Annotated in this window: 17 protein-coding genes; 7 read left to right on the forward strand and 10 right to left on the reverse strand. The window is 52.2% G+C overall.

Features of this window, described 5'->3' with window-relative positions; all coding sequences use genetic code 11:
- Positions 1–52 precede the first annotated feature (52 nt).
- The 4 genes from ACGHM3_RS20480 to ACGHM3_RS20495 all read left to right on the forward strand — a co-directional run bounded on the left by ACGHM3_RS20480 (position 53) and on the right by ACGHM3_RS20495 (position 5,278).
- The gene (locus ACGHM3_RS20480) at positions 53–2,488 is read left to right on the forward strand and encodes a TonB-dependent receptor domain-containing protein (protein WP_345423473.1); all 2,436 of its coding nucleotides are present in this window, start codon (positions 53–55) and stop codon (positions 2,486–2,488) included.
- Between the two features lie 62 nt (positions 2,489–2,550).
- Complete coding sequence (locus tag ACGHM3_RS20485; protein WP_345423476.1) at positions 2,551–3,483, forward strand: hypothetical protein; 933 nt, start codon at positions 2,551–2,553, stop codon at positions 3,481–3,483.
- 108 nt (positions 3,484–3,591) lie between these two features.
- The gene (locus ACGHM3_RS20490) at positions 3,592–4,728 is read left to right on the forward strand and encodes a phosphotransferase family protein (RefSeq protein WP_345423479.1); all 1,137 of its coding nucleotides are present in this window, start codon (positions 3,592–3,594) and stop codon (positions 4,726–4,728) included.
- 1 nt (position 4,729) lies between these two features.
- The gene (locus ACGHM3_RS20495) at positions 4,730–5,278 is read left to right on the forward strand and encodes a hypothetical protein (RefSeq protein WP_345423482.1); all 549 of its coding nucleotides are present in this window, start codon (positions 4,730–4,732) and stop codon (positions 5,276–5,278) included.
- Positions 5,279–5,796: 518 nt separating this feature from the next.
- Here the strand turns inward: ACGHM3_RS20495 and ACGHM3_RS20500 are convergent.
- On the reverse strand, positions 5,797–10,278 hold the full coding sequence (locus ACGHM3_RS20500) for an Ig-like domain-containing protein (protein ID WP_345423485.1): 4,482 nt from the start codon (positions 10,276–10,278) through the stop codon (positions 5,797–5,799).
- A 720-nt stretch (positions 10,279–10,998) separates the two neighbouring features.
- On the opposite strand from ACGHM3_RS20500, the gene ACGHM3_RS20505 reads away from it, so the two are divergent.
- Positions 10,999–12,300: an alkaline phosphatase gene (locus ACGHM3_RS20505; RefSeq protein WP_345423488.1), complete on the forward strand. Its 1,302-nt coding sequence runs from the start codon at positions 10,999–11,001 to the stop codon at positions 12,298–12,300.
- Between the two features lie 22 nt (positions 12,301–12,322).
- On the opposite strand, the gene ACGHM3_RS20510 is transcribed toward ACGHM3_RS20505, so the two are convergent.
- On the reverse strand, positions 12,323–12,934 hold the full coding sequence (locus ACGHM3_RS20510) for a rhomboid family intramembrane serine protease (RefSeq protein WP_345423491.1): 612 nt from the start codon (positions 12,932–12,934) through the stop codon (positions 12,323–12,325).
- A 9-nt stretch (positions 12,935–12,943) separates the two neighbouring features.
- Positions 12,944–14,395 (reverse strand): hypothetical protein, encoded by a 1,452-nt coding sequence (locus ACGHM3_RS20515; RefSeq protein ID WP_345423494.1) that lies wholly within the window; start codon positions 14,393–14,395, stop codon positions 12,944–12,946.
- Between the two features lie 258 nt (positions 14,396–14,653).
- Here ACGHM3_RS20515 and ylqF point away from each other — a divergent pair, with 258 nt between their 5' ends.
- Positions 14,654–15,604: a ribosome biogenesis GTPase YlqF gene (gene ylqF / locus ACGHM3_RS20520; protein WP_345423497.1), complete on the forward strand. Its 951-nt coding sequence runs from the start codon at positions 14,654–14,656 to the stop codon at positions 15,602–15,604.
- Positions 15,605–15,662: 58 nt separating this feature from the next.
- Here ylqF and ACGHM3_RS20525 read toward each other — a convergent pair whose 3' ends face one another.
- Both ACGHM3_RS20525 and ACGHM3_RS20530 read right to left on the reverse strand, forming a co-directional pair.
- Complete coding sequence (locus ACGHM3_RS20525) at positions 15,663–16,556, reverse strand: Dyp-type peroxidase (RefSeq protein WP_345423500.1); 894 nt, start codon at positions 16,554–16,556, stop codon at positions 15,663–15,665.
- Between the two features lie 112 nt (positions 16,557–16,668).
- On the reverse strand, positions 16,669–18,240 hold the full coding sequence (locus ACGHM3_RS20530; protein ID WP_345423503.1) for a PAS domain-containing methyl-accepting chemotaxis protein: 1,572 nt from the start codon (positions 18,238–18,240) through the stop codon (positions 16,669–16,671).
- A 141-nt stretch (positions 18,241–18,381) separates the two neighbouring features.
- Between ACGHM3_RS20530 and ACGHM3_RS20535 the strand changes: the two genes are divergently transcribed.
- Positions 18,382–19,257 (forward strand): fructosamine kinase family protein, encoded by an 876-nt coding sequence (locus ACGHM3_RS20535; RefSeq protein WP_345423506.1) that lies wholly within the window; start codon positions 18,382–18,384, stop codon positions 19,255–19,257.
- Here ACGHM3_RS20535 and ACGHM3_RS20540 read toward each other — a convergent pair.
- From ACGHM3_RS20540 to rpmA, 5 genes are all read right to left on the reverse strand, one after another.
- Positions 19,254–19,532, reverse strand: coding sequence for a hypothetical protein (locus ACGHM3_RS20540; RefSeq protein ID WP_345423509.1), 279 nt, complete (start codon positions 19,530–19,532; stop codon positions 19,254–19,256). The two genes, ACGHM3_RS20535 and ACGHM3_RS20540, sit on opposite strands and share 4 nt — an antisense overlap.
- Positions 19,533–19,544: 12 nt before the next feature.
- Positions 19,545–20,603: a histidinol-phosphate transaminase gene (locus tag ACGHM3_RS20545; RefSeq protein ID WP_345423512.1), complete on the reverse strand. Its 1,059-nt coding sequence runs from the start codon at positions 20,601–20,603 to the stop codon at positions 19,545–19,547.
- Positions 20,604–20,615: 12 nt separating this feature from the next.
- On the reverse strand, positions 20,616–21,746 hold the full coding sequence (gene proB, locus ACGHM3_RS20550; protein ID WP_345423515.1) for a glutamate 5-kinase: 1,131 nt from the start codon (positions 21,744–21,746) through the stop codon (positions 20,616–20,618).
- Positions 21,747–21,767: 21 nt separating this feature from the next.
- The gene (cgtA, locus tag ACGHM3_RS20555) at positions 21,768–22,970 is read right to left on the reverse strand and encodes an Obg family GTPase CgtA (protein ID WP_345423518.1); all 1,203 of its coding nucleotides are present in this window, start codon (positions 22,968–22,970) and stop codon (positions 21,768–21,770) included.
- A 144-nt stretch (positions 22,971–23,114) separates the two neighbouring features.
- Positions 23,115–23,375: a 50S ribosomal protein L27 gene (rpmA, locus tag ACGHM3_RS20560; protein ID WP_345423521.1), complete on the reverse strand. Its 261-nt coding sequence runs from the start codon at positions 23,373–23,375 to the stop codon at positions 23,115–23,117.
- Positions 23,376–23,394 lie beyond the last annotated feature (19 nt).

Here is a 23,394-nt window from a genome sequence, read left to right on the forward strand (position 1 = left end):
ATTACAAAAGGGCTGTGAGCTCGACATAACAACAATAAGGAAGACAATACCGATGACATTACCTAAACCGTTGGCATTACTGGCCGTCGCAGTTGGATCAATAACCGTCGCCGCAACCCCCCGAATCTCCGCCGCGGAACTGGCTTTAGAAGAGATCATCGTGACAGCCAACAAACGGGCCGAAAGCGCCAATGACGTTGGCCTATCAGTAACAGCCTTAGACGGCAATATGTTAGCCGATCAAAAGCTCACCAGCCTTGAAGACATTTCCACCTCGGTACCGGGGTTAGTCTATTCTTCAAGCACAGCCAACACACCGATATTCACTCTCAGAGGGATTGGTTTTAACGAACAATCGTTGGGAGCCTACCCCGCTACGAGCCTTTACATCGACGAAGCGCCTCTGCCTTTCCCAGTATTAGCCAGCCATACCGCATACGATCTGGAACGCGTTGAGGTGTTAAAAGGCCCACAAGGCATTTTATTCGGACAAAACTCCACCGGCGGAGCAATTAACTTTATTTCTGCCAAACCGGGGGACGAGTTTGAAGCCGGCGGAGACGTCTCCTACGGTAACTATAGCCGTGCGGAGCTGAACGGTTATATTAGCGGACCATTGACGCAATCACTGTCCGCCCGGTTTTCCTTCACTGGATTGAATTCAGATGGGTGGCAGCGCAGTAATACCCGTAATGACAGCAACGGCGCCCAAGACTACCTTGCCGGTAGAATAATTCTCAACTATGAACCCACCGATAACGCAGCTTACCTGCTCAATATCAATGGCTGGCAAGATGATAGCGAACCGCAAGCGCAACAATTTTCTGCCTACAACCCCGCGATACGTACGGATGCGGTTACCGGTTTACCACCCGGTCCATTAGCGGTAGCGAATCAACAAGCGTTTTCACCAGAGGACCCTCGAGCCGCTGACTGGAGTGCCGAAAAATCCCCGTCTAGTGAACGCGAATTCTATCAGATCGTTGGTCGTGGCGATTGGTTTTTAACACCGTCTTTAACGTTAACGGCACTGAGTACCTACGTCGATTTCGAGCAAGAACAATCCACAGATGGAGATGGCTTACCATTAGAATTATTTGATTTATCCCCCAGTGACGGAGCGATAGATAGCTGGATTTCTGAAATTCGATTAAGTGGTTCGACAGACAATACCCAGTGGATTATTGGTGCCAATTACGAACACAGTAACACTCACGAAGACCAGATACTGAATTACGTCGATTCCACCAATTACACCGCACAAAACGCTTTTATTAATTCCAGCGGCATATCATTGGATCAGGAAATCGACACCTATGCAGTCTTTGGTAATATCGACTTTGACATAACCGATCAAATCACCCTAAAAGCCGGGACACGCTACACAGATTCCAACATCGAGGTGAACAGCTGTAATTTCTCTGCCACTAACAGGGCGGGCAGTATAGATGCCGGCGACGGCTCTAACGTGGCCACGCTATTCAATGTTTTGGGCGGGCTATTTGGCACGGTCAATTTCAACCCGATAACCGTTGGTGATTGCTATACGTTAAATAACAACCAAGTACCCGGCGACCCCTATGTTAACCAACTCGATGAAGACAATACATCCTGGCGAATCGGCGCGGATTATAGAATTACAGATGATCACCTACTGTACTTAAACGTTTCTCAAGGTTATAAATCAGGCAGTTTTCCAACTCTGGCTGCGGCCAATTTTTTTCAGCTCGACCCGGTTACACAGGAGTCTGTAAAAGCATACGAACTCGGCGTTAAGTCTTCCCTTCTCAACCAATCGCTGCAACTGAATACAGCCGCGTTTTACTACGATTACGAAGACAAACAACTGCGCACAAAAGTACTGGACCCGGTATTTGGCTTCCTGGATGTATTAGAAAATGTACCTAAAAGTAAAGTCTATGGCATCGAATCTGAAATAACCGCTCAAGTAACGCAGGGGCTTCGCATTACCGCGGCGATTACGTGGCTGGAATCTGAAGTAAAACAATACCAGGGAGCCAGTTTTACCAGCCAAGCGGTCGTGGACAATGGCCAACTTGTTTTAGCCGGTGGCGAGGAAAATTTTTCAGGCGACCCGATTCCATTCACCCCAGATCTAACGTACATGCTGGACGCTCAATACAGCCACTATTTAAACGGCGGAGGTGAATTATTTGCCGGCGTCAATATGAACGGCCAGTCTTCATCGGAAGCGTCTTTTGGTGCAGGTCGTTTACGCTATTCCGACGAACAGCTCGCCACTGGCGCCAGATCTATCGACCCATACTTTAACGAAATGGATGGCTACACCACCTGGAATACTCGACTTGGTTATATCAGTACAGACGAAAGGTTTCGGATTACGCTTTGGGGAAAAAACATATTTGATGAACATTATGTGACTAATGTTATTTCCTCATCCGATTCAACCGCCCGATTCGCGGGCGCAACTCGAACCTATGGCATAACGTTTGGCTTTAACCTTTAAGCGAAAAAATAGCGCAACGACGACAACTGATCTGAGCGAACACTATCTTAGCAGAGAGAACCATGACCGATCTGAGCACAGCGTATTTAACTGAACATATCGAGCGGTACATTCCAAACCCAAACATCTATAAATGGAATCAAAGCTACTATTTTAATTTTTACGATCGCAACACTAAAACCGGCGGTTTTTTCCGAATCGGTATTTTAGAGAACGTTGGCGAGGTTAATTGTTTTGCTATTTTTTTTCGCGATGGCAAACCTTTGTTTACGCGAATCAACATGAACCTCCCCTATACTACTCAACGCCTGGACCCGGGCATCACCGTAGCCGGCATAACCATGAAGGCCATACGCCCCCAACAGACTGCCTTGGTTTCGGTGAAAACGGATGATATCGACGCATCTCTTGAGTGGGACCTTTTGCACCCTATGGGCGATAGCATTGCGCTTAGCAACGTTGGCAGTGACGATGCCATAGCCCGCGAACTGACCTACGTACACCCAGAAGGCTTTTGCACTGTCAAAGGCCATATCCGTTTGCGCACCGGTGAAGTTATCACAATAAACGACAAAGGCTTCCGGGACCTAAGCGTTGGCCCTAGAAACTGGAATGGCCTAATTCATTATCGGCTGGCGTGGCCGATATTCGACAATGGCGTTGCCTGTGTCGCCGTGCACGGTATTACAACCGGTGGAGACAGCTATCAGAAAATTTTACACGACGGCAACCGCTGGCTTTGTCTAAAAAAGGTCGAAGAGGACATAACCTATGAAGATGACGAAATCGGATTTAAACATGTTCATTGGCGCGTGTGGGACGAGCTAGACCGGTTATGGGAATTTACCGGAAAGCCTATCTTTCGATGGCAATTCCCTTACGATTCTTTCATGTTTGTTGAGCAGATGATGGAATACACGTTAGCCGATGGCACCAAAGGTTATGGCATGGGCGAGGGAGGATTCAGCTTCCCTTGGGCAGGCAATGGCAATTGACAGGCACTGCATCCAACAGCGCCTAGCGAGATTAAACGCACTGCCGTGCACCTAACCACGTAACGCTAACCCAAATCGCCCCATTTAATAATAGAAGGCCTTCACTACATGAACTCGTTTATTGAGCCACGTATTCACTATATATTAAATCGTAAAGAGCAACGAAAAAAACTCGGGCCCTACCAACCCAAGTCCTCAGAAATGATCGAAAAGTCACTCCAAGCCCTACTTGAGGCTGAAGGTATCGCTAATCCGACCATCGAAAATGTTTCGCGCATGACAGGAGGCGCGTCAAAAGAACAATTTTCTTTTAACTTAAGCTGCAAAGACTGGACTGCGCCAAGGCCCTATGTCCTGAGAATGGACCCCGCCGAAGGCATCGTCGAAACATGTCGATTACGTGAATACCAGTTAATGAAAGCGTTGCAAGGTACGGTACCGATCCCGCCAGTATTAGCTGTAGACGCCGAAGGCGATTACTTGGGCAATCCGGGGTCCATCGCAGGATTTGTGGAAGGCGTGACCAAACCAAGCAACCACAATTCAACCAGTGTTTCAGGGATTGGCTCTACCTACGGGGAATTCGCCAACGTATTGGCTCCCCAGTTTGTGGAGATACTAACAAAGATACACAATTGGCAAGACTGGAGTGATCACGATATCTCCGAATTCGTTATACCAAAGGCAAACAGTAGAGAAGCCGCGCTTTATCAAGTAGACCAGTGGTCTACCATATGGCGGACGGATATGGAAGAACCGGTGCCATTGATTACGCTTACTGAACATTGGTTAAGAGAGAACGCTCCGATCTGTAAAGAACCGTGCCTAGTACATTGCGACTACCGCGTCGGGAATTTTATGTTTTCGGAAGCCAACGGTGAAATAACCACGGTACTGGATTGGGAACTGGCGCATTTTGGCGACTTTCATGAGGACATCGCCTGGATCGTGCAGAAGCTATTTGGATGTGTAGATGAAGCGGGTAACTTTCTAGTGTGCGGCTTAATGACTCGAGAAGATTTTTTAGCTCAATATCAAGCGCTTTCTGGTCGAACGATTGATTCCACTACGTTACATTATTACGAAGTACTCAATGCTTGGAAATGCGCCGTGATGGATTTAAGTAGTGCCATTGGTGCCGGTCGGCGCAGTAATAGCCATCAAGATCTTTTGATCACTTGGCTTGGATCGGCCGGCGCTGTTTTTTTAGACCAAATCGAAAAGCTTTTGCTAAAGGTAAGTTAACATGTTGCCCTGTATCTCAATCCGGCTAAATAATTTAATTAAAGCAATGGAAACGGTGGTTGCCCCAGCACTGGATCAGAATCAAGTATTTGCCCTGGAGCAATCCACTCTGATCGTCGCCCACCTAAAAATGTTATCCAACCAATGGGATGCTGCCTATTGTTTTGAGCTTGGCTCCCTCGACAACATGGTAAATTTAGCTATACACCTTACCCATTTAACACCGCACACCGAAGCGAGCCAAGCGGCTTTATTAGCATTGTCTGCCACACTGAAAAACCCTCCAAGCGAACCACCACCCACCGTTTCCGCCGTAACGCAGCGACTTAGAGAGATAGGGCTAAAGGTGGATAACTTTATTGATCAAGTCATGCAGACAGAATCGAGCACCGTTAAGTCTCAGTTAACGGGCATTGTTCTCGACTACAATCAATGCCAATCTGCGCGTGAAAGAGTATGGTTTAAAGACAACCATTTAGACTCTGGCATTTCTGATTTATCCACATTTGAGGAAATGCTGTATGGTAACCATTATCGTTTTAAGCCATGACCGGCTGCGTGTATCAACACCGTTGAAAGGGTAGAGTACCCAAAGCTCATGTAGACCAAACCCAAAGGCAGCACGATCTGATCGAGCCAAGTAATACGGGTAAGGCGCACACCGAAGAACGGGCTTTAGATTTCAGTGGGTTTAACCGAGCTTATTGCCCAAAAAGCCCAAATAGAAAGCCTAAAAAGGGACTTTTGGTTTTGTCTGCTTGGTAGCAATCAATTTGCGGACGTAAATTCGATCAATCAGACCAAGCTTTTGCCTAATGGGCAACTACGCCCACCAGAACTTTACAACGGCTGCTTGCATCGTAATTCAATTAAGCTCGCCTAGTCCATCTGCGCAGGGTGCCACACCCTTCTGTTTTGTCGGTGCACTCAAGAGGGGGGGGGGGGGCAATACAGACAATCCCAACCCTTAAAAAACAACAAACCCCGGTTCATCGCCAGGGTTTGTTCACACCTCAAAATATCGAAAGGCTCATCACTGTTCTGCGCGGCCCCTAGCAAAGCTTGCTGTCAAAACACTCTGCAACGTCGACGATACATTACCCATAGGGCGACCAGTACCAGCGTGTTTATTGGCCCGACGCCACCCGCACCACCAGAGCCTCCGCCTGCAGCGTTGCCATTAGAGCTCGCGATGGAATCAACGCCTTCTTCAGAAGTCGCACCCGCAGCGGTGTCTGAGCTTTCGCTCTGTGTGAGCGAACTATCAATAGTAGTGGCTCGAGAATCAGCCGCTGATGTATCCGTGATGCCGTCATCACTAAACAAGCCTGACAATTCAATGAGCTCGTCATCCTCTGGTGCTGATGCCTGGTCAAGCTGCTTAAGGTAGGCCATCAAGTTTGCCTGCTCCGTATCAGTGGCGGTTTGCACAACCGTGTGGTGCTTTGCCAAAGCAGAGGTGACTGATTTACTGACAGTGATATCGTCCAGGTAAACCTCATCAGCTCTATTACCACTGGCAAAACTCACTACCAGACGATTAGAGCCACTGGCCAAATCAACATTGAAAATCGCTTCCTCAAAGGCGGTGGGCTCGCCATCTGTCATGGCCAAACTACTGGCAGCAGCGCGGTAGATGGTGTTATTCACTGCCAATTGCAAGGTTGCGTTGCTGGCTTCGGTGGAGTATCGAACTCTAACGGTACCGCTATGGGTGTTGGAGTAAGCGGTAACTTCTGCGGTTGCGCCAACCGCCAACTTAACCCCAGCACCTTTGCGGAAGTGACTGAACTCTTCTGGGGTTACCACCTCGGCACCGCCGGTTAGGCTGGCGGCCTCGGCTTGTAGCACGTCACCACCCACTACTTTAAACACGTCTTCTAGGGTGGCGGCGCTGCCATCATGTAAATAAGGGGCAGTGTCGAATAGCCCTAAAAGGGTTGGCGTAATAATGCCCGGCAGATTGCGGTTTAAACGGTTACCAGAGTATTCGCGCAGGGTACCAACATTGTGTAGTGCGCCATCGGTAAACGCCTCGCCCTGGTGGCAGGAATCACAGCCCAGAGTTTGGAAAACTTTCTGCCCAGCGTAGGCCTGGCTGGTGAAATCACCAATGCCATCACGGTGTGGACTGCGCGGTAAAGAGGCCTTACCCAAGCTTTCAACGTAGGCCGCCAGGGCATCTAAATCTTGGTTGTAGCCGGCTTTCGGGGCGCCTAAGGGAGCTTCGGTGGCTTCGAAATCGTCGTCACTCATTAAGCCACGGCCCAAGAAGTTGTGACGCATGTCGTTTTCGAAATCCTGGATTTCATCAAAGTTGCCAGACCAGTGCGCATTACCAAAACGGGTGCCCATGCGGCCAACCAAGGAGATATTGTTGCGCAAACCTTCGCCGCGGCCGGTAAAATCGTAAACGCGGTTATCCTGGTTGCCTTCGATATGACAGGAAGCACAACTGAGGTAGCCCTCGGCACTGGTGCGGCCGGTGACCTCACCCTGCTCATCCAAACCGAAGGATGCGTTATAGAACAGCTTTTTACCGCGCAGCACGGTGGCGTTGAGTTTTTCGTTGGCCACTGTGGCTGTGGTGGTGATTTTCGGGTTAGCCAGGCTACCGGTTAAGAAACTGGATAAATCCACCGTGGAAACCGAGCGATCGGTGAAATTCTTAATAAATAATTGCTCGGTGGCGGCATCGAACAACAAGCCTTTTGGCGCTAAGCCGGTGGCCAGCTTGCTCACGTTACCGATGATAGAGCCATCCACAGTGCTGCGGCTTAGCACCGCCACCTGGTTGTTGCCCTGCAAACCCACAAACAAAAACAGACCGTTATCCGATATAGCTAATGAAGATGGCGAATCGGCGTTATCGAAGTCGAAGCGGTCTTCGCGTACTTCCCGCCGGCCAGCCAAATCGATTTTGGCAATAAACGTGCGCACGGTGTTGTCGTCGTCTAAGTCGGCATTGCCGTTCACCAAGCCTCGGGCGGTGTTATCTTTTTTGCCCACCACATAGGCAAAGCGATCTTGGCCGTCGATTAACACAGAGGATAGATAGTTAGGTACACCGCGGCCGTTGTCGATGTCGTCAGACACCATATGCTGCTGTAAGCGGATGGTGCGATTAAGCCGCATATTACCGGCGTTGATGTCGTATACCTCACCCCAATGCTGGCCAGAGATATAGCGTGCCACCAGCAACTTACCTTGATCGTTGCTCAGCGCCATAGCTTTGGGTGAACTCAACCCCTGGGTGCGGCTTACGATCTGCTTGCGCCAACGGCCAATTTTCACCACTTCGCCGCTGTTTTCTAGGGCTACGTAGGCCATATTGCCATCGCTGTTAAACAGAATACTGGCCGGCGCTGACCCGTAATCCAACTGCATGGTGTCAAAGCGGCTGCCATCTTGGTTCAAAATAGCAATGGCATCTTCGCCCTTTAACGTCACCCAAGCGCGGTTTTGTTTATCTACTGCAACCGAGGTCGGGTTGCGGCCAACACTGTACTCACCGACGGCCTGATGGCTGGCGGTGGAAACCTGGGTGATGGTGTCGTTATCGGGGTTAACAACCCAGTAGAAATCACCGGTTAGAGAAAGTGCCATGGGCCCGGTGACAATACTTGGCTCACCAATAATTAGGCTATCAACCACCGCGACGTGGGCCACAGAAGTAACTACACCACCGTTGCCATCGCGGGCTTGCACGGTAACGTTGTAGCTGCCAGTGGATGGGTAAGTAAAGCTCTGTGAACTCGCCGTGGTCCACTCACTATAACTTTCACCGTCGGCCTGGCGGTAGCGATACTCCAGGCTATCGTCATTGCTGTCGCTCGCATCCACCACTACCGTTACCGAATCCCCAAGTACGGCGGTGTTGCCCGGCGTTACGCTAACACTGGCGATGACCGGTGCCGCATTGGTGTTGCCGTTACCGTTGTTGTTTCCGTTACCGTTGTTGTTTCCGTTACCGCCGCCATTATTGGCGTTGTTGCCGTTGTTATTGCCGTTGTTGCCTGTACCACCGTTGTTACCGTTGCCACCGCTGTTGGCGTTTTTGTCGCCACCGGTGACGCTATTACCCGTGGAGAACCGGAAGCTGTAGACCTGCATTTTGTTGTGCACGGCGTCTTCAATACCCTGCAGGCGTACCTCATAGGTGCTGTTTGGTTCCAGGTCTTTAAGCGGGTCTACGGTGAGCAAACCGGCGTGGCTGAGCACGTAATCTACGTCCACTTGGCCACCGCCAACCTTGGTTACCGTTAGGGTATCACCGGGGATGATGGTGGTTGAATGAAGGGTTTCAGGAATCATTAAAGAGATGGGGGCACCCACTGGGTAGTTGGTTTGGCCATCTTTGGGGATGTGGTACGAAACGTAGGGTGGGCGCTTATCTGGGTTGGTTTGGTGTGCCCAAATGCCCAGGCCGCCAGGGCGCTGACCACGGCTTTCCAATACGTAGTTGTGGCCACCACCGGTCAGCAGCAGATTACCGATAGGACGCTGGTACTGGTTGGTTTCAATGCCGCCGGCAAGTTCGTCAAACACCTGCTCTACTTCGCAGGTCTCGATATTAATTTTTAATTTTTCGGCGAAGATATATTCATCTTGGAAGTTAAGATACATCGGATCGTGGGTGCCTTCTAGGTCTCCCAAGCCGTGTTTTGGATCACGGAAGAATACGTCGCAATGCAGTTTTAAATTGGTTGGGTCGGAGAAGTCGACGATTTGCACACCCGGGTTATCCAGCCGACGGGCAAACACCATGTAGTGGCTGTGCACTTCATACCAATAGCCGCCTAGGCCATAGGGCAGACCCACCTGACGAGTTTGGCCGTTTTCCCATTTTGTTTCTGTCAGCGTGGGGTGTTTTTCGGGGAGTTTTAACACATCCAGCAATACCGGGTTACTCGGATCGCTGATGTCGTAGGCGGCGGCACCGGAGAAAGACTGGTCAGACCCGTACAACAGGATATTACCCATTACCGTAGGAAAGCCGATCACACCGGTTTGACCCAAGTGATCCCACTCGGCCACTTGTTTGTTGTTTACCTTGATGGTGGCGTTGCCAGAAATTTCGTTATAGCTCCACCAATGCTTTACCGCCCAGGGGTGAGAACCGCCGGTTTTGCCAAAATCGGTGACGTCCCAACCCGACCAGCGGCCGTGGGACAGTGTGCCGTCGTCCTCTAATACGATGGCATCGGTGGGCCAGCCGCCAATGTACAGCTCATTGCCACGCTTGTAAGTGCCGTGGGCCAGTACGGGATGCTTGGTTTTGCCGAAGGTGGCAACGGTGCGAGGGTTATTGGGATCGGAGATATCGATGGCGCGCACAAGGAAATCAGAGCCCGCAGGCGCTGATGGCTGCTCTGGGATGGCGATGATGTAATCACCCATAATGTCGATAGTGGTTAACCGACCCAGCTCTGGGTGAGACTTGCTAATAATCTGACCGGGCTGAGATTGGGCCTGGTTGGGAAAATCCGCGTGCAAGTCGGCGGTTACAAAAGCGAGCGCGCTGGCTAGAGCAGCAATATGTTTTTTCATAGTATCAGAGCAAAATTTGCACAAAAATGAACAGTTACGGCGATTCGAATCCTTCCGCTGTTTGCACACCCGCAGGTTTTAATTCGGGGGCTATTTTCGTGCCGCGTATCATCACGGGCTTATTTGAATGTCACCGGCTTACTTGCTGTACGCAGGGGGAAGTTTGGCTGGGAGTGAAAAAACCTGGGGAGTTGCTCAGCAATAACCGGGCTTGAGATGTCTCCGCAATGGCTGAACAGCGATGCAACTCTGGGTGAGTGCTGGCTGTCATATTTGCAGCGGATAATCGCAGCTACCGAGAAGACATGCTGGAATACATAACCGGTCCCTGTTTGACCTCTGTAACTTCCTTCTTGTTTCTACGTGCTTTATCTGTCTATCTAGTTTTCTTGGGCTCCGTACCACTGGACCCCTGAGTGAAGCTGGCCAGAATGTTTGGTTGCCTTGTATTAGATTCCTTGGATATTCAGTTTGTCTCTGATATTCAGGTTCTTTAGCAAGACGACTAATAACACTTTGGCATCAAAATCACGAAACCTAGAATACCCAACCTTAAACGGGGCACGCAAATGCACTTGCGGGTTTTGTGAGGCACTTATCGAACTGATTCGTCTTTGATAAAGCAGTTTGCACGACAAGCGCTACCTAGGTCACAAAACCGCGCAATATCAGCGCTTAAGCGTATAAATACCCCCTAATATGAGTAAGGAATAAATCTTGATGAAGTTTCCGATTTCCCTGCTGGCCATCGCCCTAGCCAGCTTGATGGCGGCGCCGCTGCAGGCCAAGGATAAGCCCAAGAATGTGATCTTGCTGGTGGTTGACGGCATGGGCCCGGTGTACACCAGCGCCTATCGCTACTTTGCTGACGACCCGGCCACCAAGCAGGTGGAAAGCACCGTCATTGACGAGCTGGTGGTGGGCACAGCAAGTACCTACCCCGATGCCGACCGAGGCGTTATCACTGACTCCGCCGCCGCGGCCACGGCGTTGTCTTCCGGCATAAAGAGCTATAACGGCGCTATTGGTGTGGATCGCAACCACAAACCCGTGCAAACCATGCTGGAAATGGCCAAGGCTAAAGGGAAGAGGACCGGCATCGCCGTGACCTCGCAGATTGTCCACGCCACGCCGGCGGCGTTTATCGCCCACAACGACAGCCGCAAAAACTACAACGCCATCGCCGATGCGTATTTCGATGAGCGCATTGACGGCAAATTTAAAGCCGATGTGATGCTGGGGGGCGGCTGGGATTACTTTATCCGCCCGGATCGCAACCTAGTGGAGGAATTTACCACCGAGGGTTACCAGTACATAGATGACATGGCGCAGTTAGGCCAACTGCAGCAAGACCAACCTGTGCTGGGCTTGTTCGCCAAAGTGGGCTTGCCCTGGGCGCTGGATATGCAGGGCCAGCCTCGCCTCAAAGCCTTGACCCAAGCCGCCGTTAGCCAGTTGGAAAACCGCAAGGGTTACTTTTTGCTGGTTGAGGCCAGCCAGGTAGACTGGGCCGGCCACGCCAACGACATCGCCGCCGCCATGGCAGAAATGGCCGACTTTGTAGACACCTTAGAATGGCTTAAAGAGTACGTCGAAAGCAGAAAAGACACCCTATTGGTGGTTACCGCGGATCACAGCACCGGTGGCTTAAGCATGGGCGCGGGCAATGAATACCTTTGGCGCCCGGACATGATAAAAAGCTTGGAAGCCTCACCGGATAGCCTAGCCCTATTGGCCATGGAGCAGGCACCCGGCCAGCGAGCCGAACTGATTGCCAGCGCCCTGGGCTTAAGCCCCAGCCAAGCCCAAAGCGCAGCCATTGCCCAAGCCGAGGACAGCCAAGCGTTATCGGCGGCCATTAAGCTGATGATTGATGAAGCCACCCACACCGGCTGGACCACCCACGGCCACAGCGGCGTGGACGTACCGGTACTGGCCACCGGCGTGGGTGCTGAGCAATTCGCCGGTTTTCAGGACAACACCGACATTGCCAAAAAGCTGATTAACATGATCAATCGCTAGATGCACCAACGCCGCCGCCACGTTAGGGCGTGGCGGCGTGGCGCCAGGTTTTGAACCTATGCCAAACGGAAACCACCACAGCCCCCGCAGCCAAACCAACCAGGTGAAAACTGGGCGTGCTCTGCCAACGAGTGTTGGAAAACAACGCGTCACCGGCATAGAGCTCGTAGACGCTTTTGGCCACGGCCAGCACCAGCACCAGCCACAGCATTTCATTTCCCCGCCATATCCCCACAGAACTTACCTGCGGGCTACGCAGGCTATACAAGGCCACCACCAATAGGCCGTTAAGCACACCAGAGAGCCCCACGTATACCTGAAACTGCGCCTGGTTAAAAAACCAAACATCGATGGCCACCACGCTGGCGGCAAAACCCAGGGCCAGTAACAGGCGCTGTTGGCTTTCAATAATAAACCCCAGCACCGCCATGGCGGCCAGGTTCCACAACAAATGGTTACCATCGCTGTGGGTAAGATGCGCACTCATCCAAGCCACTGCATTCCACGGCCGAGACTGGTCTAGCGCCAGGGATAGGAACGCTTCACTGTTAAAGGGGATAAATAGGTAATTGACCAAGCACAGCAGAATTACGGCGGTGCTTAGCCAGGGAAGTTTGCTAACCAATGGTGGCATAAAGATTCGCTACCGACATGCCGCCGCCAACCCGTGGTGGTGCACGCCCAATGGTGTTCCACTGGTAGCACTAGAGGGTTCCACCAACGTTACGCCCCCAATGAAAAGGCTGTCCGTTGGCTGATCGACGACACTAGCTGTCCAGTTTGCGGTAAAGCTGTCTAAATCCAATAATAGATTGGCTTCAAAACCAGCGTCACCGTACGCTCTAATAAACGCTTCTTGGTCAGACTGATCAACGTCTATAGTCAGCTCACTCACCAGCATTAATTCAGTATCGATAAACACCCCTTCCGCACTACCGTCGGCGTGAACCACGATCTCCACCACACCCTGCTGCCATGCTTCATCGAGAAAGGGTGCTTCTGGCAAATAACTCGCGATCACTCGAATGGCGTCGGCCGGCTTTTCAAGTAACCGTACTGCACTGCGAGTAGCTTCACCTTGCCAGGAGATCATCAGGTCGTTAGCTACTGTACCAACAGCTCCTTTAAAGGAGTAATCAGGCGCATTTTCAGGGATATAACCATCCGGGAGCGAGATGCCTCCGAGCTCCTGATTCGCGTATAACGACGAAAAATAATAAATTTCTTCATCCGTATACAGAGGGGAAGATATCGGTGGCAAAATCACGTCGTCAATAGAGAAATCTGTAATTAATTCTATACTCGGTTGGAAGTAAGGCCCAGCAAGCCCACCGCTTTCCTCAAGACCAACTTGCACCAACGGCCGGGCATCATAATCAAACTCACCGCCCACAGTGGGAAACTCCAGGTTAGTCCACGCCGATTGCATCGCAGCTAGGTCCACCATCTGCAATAAGCCGTCCGGATGCACAATAAAATACAAGGTTTGATTGCCGTTATCCGGGTGCGGCATGGAATAGATACCGCCGTTGGCGCAGGCCAAGGTATCGGTTACATGGCGTAATGTTTGTGAGGCGGTTGGCCAGGTGCGGTAATCGCCGTTTAAATCGCCCAGCTCGTGGGCAAAGTCGATCATTCTTTGCACCGAGAAGTCATCGTTCGCAAAATCAAATACCGGCCAGCCTTTAACCACCTCTAGGAATTGTGCGCTGATATTGATGCCATTGGCGCCCTCTTGATCGTCGTCCAGGCCCAGCAACACGCGCACTTTATTGCGGGTGGTGGCATCGAAGGGGTCACCCAGGCCGTTTAGGTCGAATAGGTAGACGGTGTCCGCCGCCGGGGCTGTGCCCAGGTCAAAGGTGCCCACGGTAAAGTTCACCAGCTCACCGGCCTTGTAGGAGAACCGGCCGTACTCATCGGTAACGCCGGATTGCGACTCGGTGCTGTACTCCACCCCTCCGGCGGGGCTGTCGATAAACACGCCGGTGAGGATTTCATCGGTGGAATTGCTTTTGTTAGAACCGCCACCACCGCCACATCCGGCTAAAGTAAGCGCTACCAGACCTGCGGCCATGCCCTGTTTAATTATCATAAGCTTCCTACTTAGAATTTTCCCAAAAAGCGCTCTCGGTGTTTTGCCCAAAAGCGCTTAAATTTGAACGCGTGTACTGCGGGGCAGTTTACCAGCCCGTCTGCGAGCGGCAAGCGCCGCGCCGTGGTATTCTTGCAAGTTTTACGCTTGGCAAGATTAACGCTTAGTAGGAATTAGATGTGGGCCTCAACCAGCCGCCACCTACCTGCAGCACAGCTAATATCAGCCCGCACAAGTATGCGACAACAGGACACCCCCATGGCGATCAATTGGTACCCCGGCCACATGCACAAAGCACGCAAAGAGATGCTGAATGTGCTGCCGCAAATGGATGTGATTATCGAGATGACCGACGCTCGTATCCCGGCCAGTAGCGAAAATCCCGTGATCGCCGAATTAAAATCGCAAAAGCCCTGCATTAAATTGCTGAGTAAATCCGATCTGGCCGACCCTGCGCTCACCGAGCAATGGCAGCAATTTTGGCTGCGAGAGCACGGTGTGCAATCCCTGGCCATCACCACCGATGAGCCAGGCCGCATCAAACAATTACCGGATTTGATTCGTAAACTGGTACCCGCCAACACCGCCCAAACCCGAAAAATTCAAGCCTTAATTGTGGGCATTCCCAACGTCGGAAAATCCACCTTGATTAATTACCTGCTGGGACGGCCGGCGGCCAAAACCGGCAACGAACCGGCAGTCACCAAAGCGCAACAAAAACTGCACCTAAGCGATGATATTGTGCTTAACGATACCCCGGGTATTCTGTGGCCCAAATTTGAAAACACCAATGGCGGCTATCGGCTGGCCATCACCGGTGCCATTCGCGATACCGCCATCGACTACCAAGACATCGCCCTATTTTTGGCCGGTTTTTTGGCCAGCCACTACCCACAGCAATTACAACACCGCTATCAAGTAGTGGCGCCCGCCGGCGAGCTGGATACCCAAGATGAAATTGATCTGCTGGAACAGATAGGCAAAAAGCGTGGCGCCAAAGGTGCCGGCGGCAGAGTGAATTTACACAAGGCCGCCGAGGTTTTAATTCACGATTACCGCAGCGGCAGTATTGGCAATATCACCTTAGAAACACCAGAGATGATTAAAAGCGAGCTGGTGGAAGTGGCCCGGCTAAGAGCCGAGCGTGAAGCCATAGAAAAAGCCAAACAAGAAAAGCGGGCGAAAAAGAAAAAGGGTGTGCGCCACTAAGACAATGTAGAACTGGGTAACTCAGTAGCTAACTAACGCTGTAAATAAGAGCCGCCAGCTACAAAACCACTTGCAAATCCACCTTGCCATTGGCCACCGGTGGGCACCAATAAAAACCGCCGCCCTGGGGTTTGGAATAGGTAAACAAGCCGTCGACAATGCCATCATCGGCACCAATCATACGTTGCATGATGGCGTTAAAAGCATCGAAGCTTTTACCAAAGGCCACAAACACCAAGCCCATTCTTGGGCCACTTACCCAGGGCATGGAGCGGCGCAACATAAAGGCTTCTGGGTCAAAACTCTCTTGCGCGGCACGTTTGACGTGGGCGCTCTCTGGGGCTTCGTCAAATTCTTCATTATCGCGTATGCGTCTGCCGATGGTGTCATCCTGCTCGGCCTCGCTGCGTTGTTTAAATTCCATAAGGCTGTGCTGCCAGGGTTGCACGGCCACATAGCTTGCACCCAATAACCCTGGCTCGCCCTCACACACAAACGCGGCGGATAACGCTTTGTCACCCTCGGGGTTTTCGGTGCCGTCTTCGTAGCCGCTTAAATCTCGGCCATTAAAATTAAACGCGTCGCAATGGCTTTGCTCAACAAAATTATTGGCCAGCAGGCCGCGCAAACGCATGGCTCGGTGGGCCAAATCCCCCACAGCTTCGCTGCCACCTTCGGCCCGCAACCACAGCATCAAGTCGGCCTGATCCGACGGCAAGGTTAAGTTTTGGTGTTGATATTCCGGCATGGCGGTGAGCCCCGGCAGGGTTTTGTTGAGCTTTTGCGTCAGCGGCAGGCCAATGCCAAGCACCGTGGATTCTCCGTCAACAAACAGCGCCAGCTGCTGCAAGCATTGGCTGAGATTAATCTCGCTCACCAGTTGGTAACTGATAAACTTAGCAAAGCTCGGTAGCGGCGCAATAATGCCGGGTTGGTAGGGTATCGATTGCATAGTATCTCCTAGGGCCTGTTAACACTAAGATACCGCCGCAAAGAGAGCCCCGCCACCGTCAATTAAACTCGATTTGATATAGCACCAAAATTGAAAGGCACGGTTTGAAGCACTATTTAAAACGCTCTACCAAGCTTAATTGCTGGGCCGCCAACGCACGCATATCACAGGTGGTTTCTGCGGCTGATTGAGCCTTGGATTCGGTTTGTTTGGCGATATCACTGATATTCTGCGTATTGTTATTCACTTCCATGGCAACACTGGATTGCTCTTCCGCCGCCGAGGCAATTTGTTGTGACATACGCTCGATACTTACCACAGACTGAGTAATGGATTGCAGCGCCGAATAAACGCTGTCTATGCTGTCCACACTGCGCTGGCTGCTCTCCTTGCAGTTGGTCATATTGCCCACCGCCAACTCCGTAGCTTTGCCCAACTCTTCAATGATAGCTTCGATATCCTGGGTGGATTCTTGGGTACGCTGGGCCAAGGAACGTACCTCGTCCGCCACTACGGAAAAACCTCGGCCTTGCTCACCAGCCCTGGCGGCTTCAATAGCGGCGTTGAGTGCAAGCAGATTGGTTTGGTCGGCAATACCACGAATCACACCAATCACACTGGCAATTTTTTCGCTGCCGCCGGAGAGGTTTTCCAACACCGAGCCCAAGGCATCAACGGTTTTGCTTAAATCGGCGATATCGGTATTGGCTTCGCGGGTAATGGACTCTCCAGACTTCACTTGGCTAAGTACATCCACCGTAGCATCGTTGGTTTGCGCTACACTGGACGCCACCTCTTGCACCGCCAGCGCCATCTGGCTCATAGACTCGGCCAGCTGCACCGACTCCCGCTGTTGCGCGGTCATGCCTTTTAAAGCGTCATCCACTTTACCTTGGGTTTGATCAGATTTTTCCACCAAATCGGCGGCAGACACTTTGATGCGCCCCAGCGCCGTGCGCAAGCGGGCGGCCAGGGCATACTCGGCCAAATTAATTTCACCGTAGTGGTCTGCCCGGCCGGTGTAAATGTACGCCGCTAGCGGGTCATCGATTACCTGACGACTTTTCTGCAGCAAACTGCGCACCCCAGCACTGGAGATAACAGCGGTAAAGGCGCCCAAAGCCAGGCTCACCAATGAAGAAACCGCCACCGTGAGCAGTGATAATTTAGACAGCACCATAAGGCTCACCAAATCCACCGCCAATACGGCTACCATCACCATGATCGGAATTTTGAATTTTGCCCATAGCATACTTAGGGCAGGTACCGGGCTTTTACCGGCATTGATACGTGCATAGGCCGCCTCGGCGCGCTGGATCTGATCCGCCGTTGGTGCCACCCGCACCGATTCAAAGCCAGTGATTTGGCCATTCTCTTTAAGCGGTGTTACATAGGTATCAACCCAGTAGTGATCGCCATTTTTGCAGCGGTTTTTTACCAACCCCATCCAGTGTTGGCCGGCTTTTAGGTTACGCCACATAGTGCTAAACGCGGCCTGAGGCATATCCGGGTGGCGCACAATGTTGTGCGCCTGGCCGATGAGCTCGTCGCGCTCAAAACCGGCGATGCGACAAAACGTATTATTACAAAATGTAATCACACCCTTGGGCGTGGTTGACGTGACCAGCTGATCGCCTGCCCCCACTGGAACCGAACGCTGGGTTACTGCACCATTTTTTCTCATTGAAACCTGTCCACCACCCCCATTAAAGAGGCTCTTCCCGGTTGAAATTGGTCAAGACCTTGAGATAAAAGCATAGCCAATACTTTTTAAAAATTACGCATATGTGGTTTAGCACGCCATAATTTGCATAGGAGGCAACACATGGACAGGCCGCTACCCAAACAATCACCCTCAACGCTAACTTGGCAAACCTGGGTCACCAGCCATTTAGGCCCCCTGGCCACATCGGCCAACAGTCACAACGGGCAGATCGCCACCGCCGACGGACGGCAATGGTTTGTAAAGCGCTATAGCGGAAAAGATGCCGGCGCACAGGCCCAGGCAGAAGCGATGGGCTTACACTGTTTACGCCACACAGCGAAACAACTGCCGAACCACGAATTGCAGGTGGTACAGCCCATGGCATTGGGCAGTGATTGGTTATTGCTACCTTGGCTTGCCAGCGGGCACGGTCAGGAGGATTGGGCGGCATTGGGCCGCGGGCTGGCACGACTACATGACAAATCCCAGCCCTACTTTGGTTTTGAGCATGATAACTTCTGTGGGCCAACACCGCAGCCGAACCCCAAAAATAGGGACGGTTATACATTTTTCGCAGTTTCGCGCCTGCAATTTCAAGCCGATATTAATTTGCGCCAACAGACCATTAGCACGCAGGACAGACAACAGATAGACACGCTGTGTAGTCGATTAACGGAGCTGGTGCCCGAGCAACCGCCGACCCTTGTACACGGTGATTTGTGGCGAGGTAATGTGCTGTTTAGTAGCCAGGGGCCAACATTGATTGACCCCGCCTGTTATTTTGGCTGGCCCGAAGCAGAGCTGGCCATGACGCTACTCTTCGGTGGGTTTGATGCGCAGTTTTACCACGCCTATGAAGAAGTGAAGCCACTCGCGCCAGGCTGGCGTCAACGGGCTGAGATATACAACCTGTACCATCTGCTCAACCATGTGTATATGTTTGGCAGTAGTTATTATGGCCAGGTAAAAACCGTTTTAAATCGCTATTGTGATTAATGTTCGTCAAACAACTGAATGGCGTAACCGGTTTTAAGGGCCTCTTTTATTTGTGGGTCTTTGCGCTTTAATTGCATTACTTTGCCCTCGGGCAGCTGCTTGCGCTTTTCGATGATCACATCGTAAAAGCCCTCTTTCATCACAAACAACCGCGCTAACTGCTCGGCGCCGATCAAATCTTTAAAATCGATGTAAACGATAAATGGGGCTTCTTGCCCGGCGCTAAAACCGTCGATATCGGTTTTGGTTTTTGCCGTTAAGGAAAATATATACATGCACTACTCCACTTAGCGGGCAAAAAATTCAGCCATGGCGGCCATCAGGCGTTCGGTTTGCGGCAAGGTACCAAAGGTGATGCGCAAGCCCTGCCGGCCTTCGCTGTCCACCCGCGGCCGCACCAAAATACCGGCGGCTTGCAACGCTTGCTTGAGCGCTTCGGGTTGGGGCGGAAAGGTTAAAATATAATTAGCCGTGGTAGGCCAAAACTCGATGTCGTGCTCGGTTAAAAACGCTTCCAGTTTTGGTTTGCTTTGGCCCATTACCTCGGCGATGTAGTCATCAACATACTCGGGCTTTTCCAGCGCCGCTTTGGCAGCCACCACCGCCAACTGATTAATATCGTAGGGCCCGCGCATGGCCAATAAGCGGGTAATATTATTGGCCGTTGATAGCACGTAACCAAAGCGCAGCGATGGTAAACCCCAGGTTTTGGAAAAAGTACGGGTAATAAAAATATTATCGAATTGCGCTAGCAATGCAGTGGCCGAGGTGCGTGTGTATTCAAAATAACACTCGTCCACCAAAATACCGGCGTTGGGCGCGGCCTTAGCCAGCTGCGCAATTTGTTCGTTGCTGATGGCCGTACCACAGGGATTATTGGGGCTGGCGGCAACAATAATTTTGGTGCGATCGGTAATTGCGGCGAGCACCTGCTGTACCGGGTAACCTTCACCCTTGCGGTAATCCGGCGCAACGATGCTCATACCTTCCACGGTGGCCACCTGGCCGTAAATGGCAAAGGTGGGGCCGGGAATAATGGCGTCATCGCCCACACCACCCACGGCGCGAATAATTAACTCTATGCCGTGGTCAGAGCCGTTGGTGATCATCACCTGGGGCTCTTGCACCTGGCAGTAATCGGCCAATTGCTGGGTAATATCACCGTAGGCTGGGTACATTTGCAGCCGGTCACTGTGAATAAAATCCACCAGCGCCTGCTTGATGTGATCGCCCACCGGAATGGTACGCTCGTTAAAATCCAACAGCGTATAGCGCGCCGGATCACGGCCATCCAAGGGCGGTTTGTAGGCCGCCAATTGCTCTATTTGGGGTTTAAACACGCTCACCAATCACATCCATTAAAAGTTATCGGCTACCACGAGATTGTCGCGGTGTATTAATTCGTCTTCGTCTTTGTAGCCCAGCAATTCGGCGATTTGCTCCGTAGGCTGGCCTTTAATTTTGGCCACATCCCGCGCACTGTAATTAACCAAGCCACGGGCGATTTCTCGGCCACGGCTATCCAAGCACAGCACCATATCACCGCGCGTAAATTCGCCATTGACGGCGGTCACTCCCACCGCCAAAAGACTTTTGCCTTTTTGCTGCAACACCCGCACCGCGCCATCATCCAACATTAAACTGCCCCGGTTTTGCAAATGGCCGGCTAGCCACTGCTTGCGGGCCTGCTGGGGTTGCTGGTCGGCAACAAACACAGTGCCGATGGTTTCGCCCTGGGCAATGCGCCGCAACACTTGGGACAAGCGGCCACCGACCACCACAGTATGGGTACCGGAACGAGCCGCCAATTTAGCCGCCCGCACTTTGGTGATCATGCCACCACGGCCTAGGGCACCACCGTCACCGGCCATGGCTATGAGCTCTGGTGCACCGGCACGGGTTTCGCTGATTAATGTGGCGCTGGGGTCGTGCCGCGGGTCAGCGGTGTACATGCCGTCTTGGTCGGTAAGTATCACCAGCACATCGGCATCCACTAGGTTGGCCACTAAGGCTGCTAGGCTGTCATTATCGCCAAAGCGAATTTCATCGGTCACCACGGTGTCGTTTTCGTTCACCACCGGCACCACGCCCAGTTGCAATAAAGTATTCAAGGTGGCGCGGGCATTGATGTAGCGCTGACGGCTGGAGAGGTCGTCGTGGTCCAGCAATACCTGGGCGGTTTGCAGGGCGTAAGCTTGGAACAGCTCCTGGTAGGTTTGCACCAGCCCCATTTGCCCAACGGCGGCAGCGGCCTGCAGTTCGTGCACGGCACTGGGGCGCTGCTGCCAGCCGAGCTGGCTCATGCCCGCCGCCACAGCTCCGGAGGACACCAAGATCACCTCGTGGCCCTGGCTTCTAAGCCAAGCCATTTGTGCCACCCAGCCAGCAATGGCATCGGTGGCTAGGGCCTGGCCGTTATTGGTTAGCAGTGCACTGCCAATTTTAACCACCCAACGCTGGGGCTTGGCCAAACTACTGCGCACGGTCATACCCACTCCCCGCACCGGGCGTTAGGGCGCGTACACCACTTCCACATCATCCCAATCGTCGTCATCGTCGCTGTCGTCTTCATCATCATCGCGCTCACTGCGCCCGGCTTTTCGGCTGGCGCGTAGGGCTTCGATTTTCGCCCGCGCCTCGGCTTGCATTTGCTGTTGAATATCGGCTTCTGCCTGGGCGGCATCTGGGTCATCGCGCTCTAATTGCCAGGCTTCTTCTAGGGTCTCTAGCAGCTCATTACACAGCGGCTCGGTACCCTGGCCATTGATGGCCGAGATAGTATGAAACTCACCCGGCCAATGTAACTCGGTTTGGATTCGCTGTTTAAGCTCAGCTAATTGCTCGTCGGTGAGCAGGTCAGTTTTGTTGAGTACCAACCACTGCTGGCGGGACGCCAGTGTTGGGCTGAACTTGGCCAGCTCTTCGTTGATGATGCGGATGTTGGCCACTGGGTCGGAGCCATCAAACGGCATGGCGTCCACCAGGTGCAATAAGATGCGGCAGCGGGTAAGGTGCTTTAAAAAGCGAATTCCCAGGCCTGCACCATCGGAGGCACCTTCAATTAATCCGGGAATGTCGGCCACCACAAAACTGCGATGGGCCTGTACTTTCACCACCCCCAAGTTGGGCACCAAGGTGGTAAACGGGTAGTTGGCCACCTTGGGCTTGGCAGCGGAAACTGCGCGAATAAACGTGGATTTACCGGCATTAGGCAAACCCAGCAGGCCAATATCGGCCAGCACTTTGAGCTCTAGTTTAAGATTGCGAGATTCGCCCTCACTGCCCGGCGTGGTTTGCCGGGGCGCGCGGTTAACACTGGATTTAAACCGCGTATTGCCCAAACCGTGGAAGCCACCCTGGGCCACTTTAAGGCGCTGGCCGGGCTCGGTTAAATCACCTAACTGCTCTTCGGTGTCGACATCCAGCACTGAGGTGCCCACCGGTACTTTTAATACTAAGTCATCACCTTTGGCGCCACGGCAATCCTTGGAGCGGCCAGACTGGCCACTCTCGGCACGGTATTTTTTCTGGTAACGGTAGTCCACCAGGGTGTTGAGGTTGATGTCGGCCTCCAAGAATACGCTGCCGCCATCGCCACCGTCGCCACCATCGGGGCCACCCTTGGCGATGAATTTTTCCCGCCGAAAGCTAAGGCAGCCATTGCCACCATCACCGGCGTTAACAAAAATCGGCGCTTCGTCTACAAACTTCATGGAGACCTCCTCGAAATCTCTACCTTTTAATAAGCAACTTTTTAGCCCAAATATTGATGCACGAAAAAGCGGCTGCCCAAACAAAAAACCCCATCACATCGGATGGGGTTTTTGCGCCCGGCCCGGAAGGCCGTACCTTAGCTCTTATTGAACAGTTTCAATGCTCACGAACTTGCGGTTTTTTGGGCCTTTAACTTCAAATTTTACTTTGCCGTCGGCTTTGGCGAACAAGGTGTGATCCTTGCCGATGCCTACGTTAACGCCGGCGTGGAACTTGGTGCCACGTTGACGCACTAGGATGTTGCCTGCCAAAACTTCTTGACCGCCAAAGCGCTTAACGCCGAGGCGTTTACTTTCGGAATCGCGACCGTTGCGCGTACTACCACCTGCTTTTTTGTGAGCCATGTGATGCTAACCTCTTGTA

Origin of the sequence: Halioxenophilus aromaticivorans, from assembly GCF_042850945.1 — a bacterium.
Classification (GTDB): domain Bacteria; phylum Pseudomonadota; class Gammaproteobacteria; order Pseudomonadales; family Cellvibrionaceae; genus Halioxenophilus; species Halioxenophilus aromaticivorans.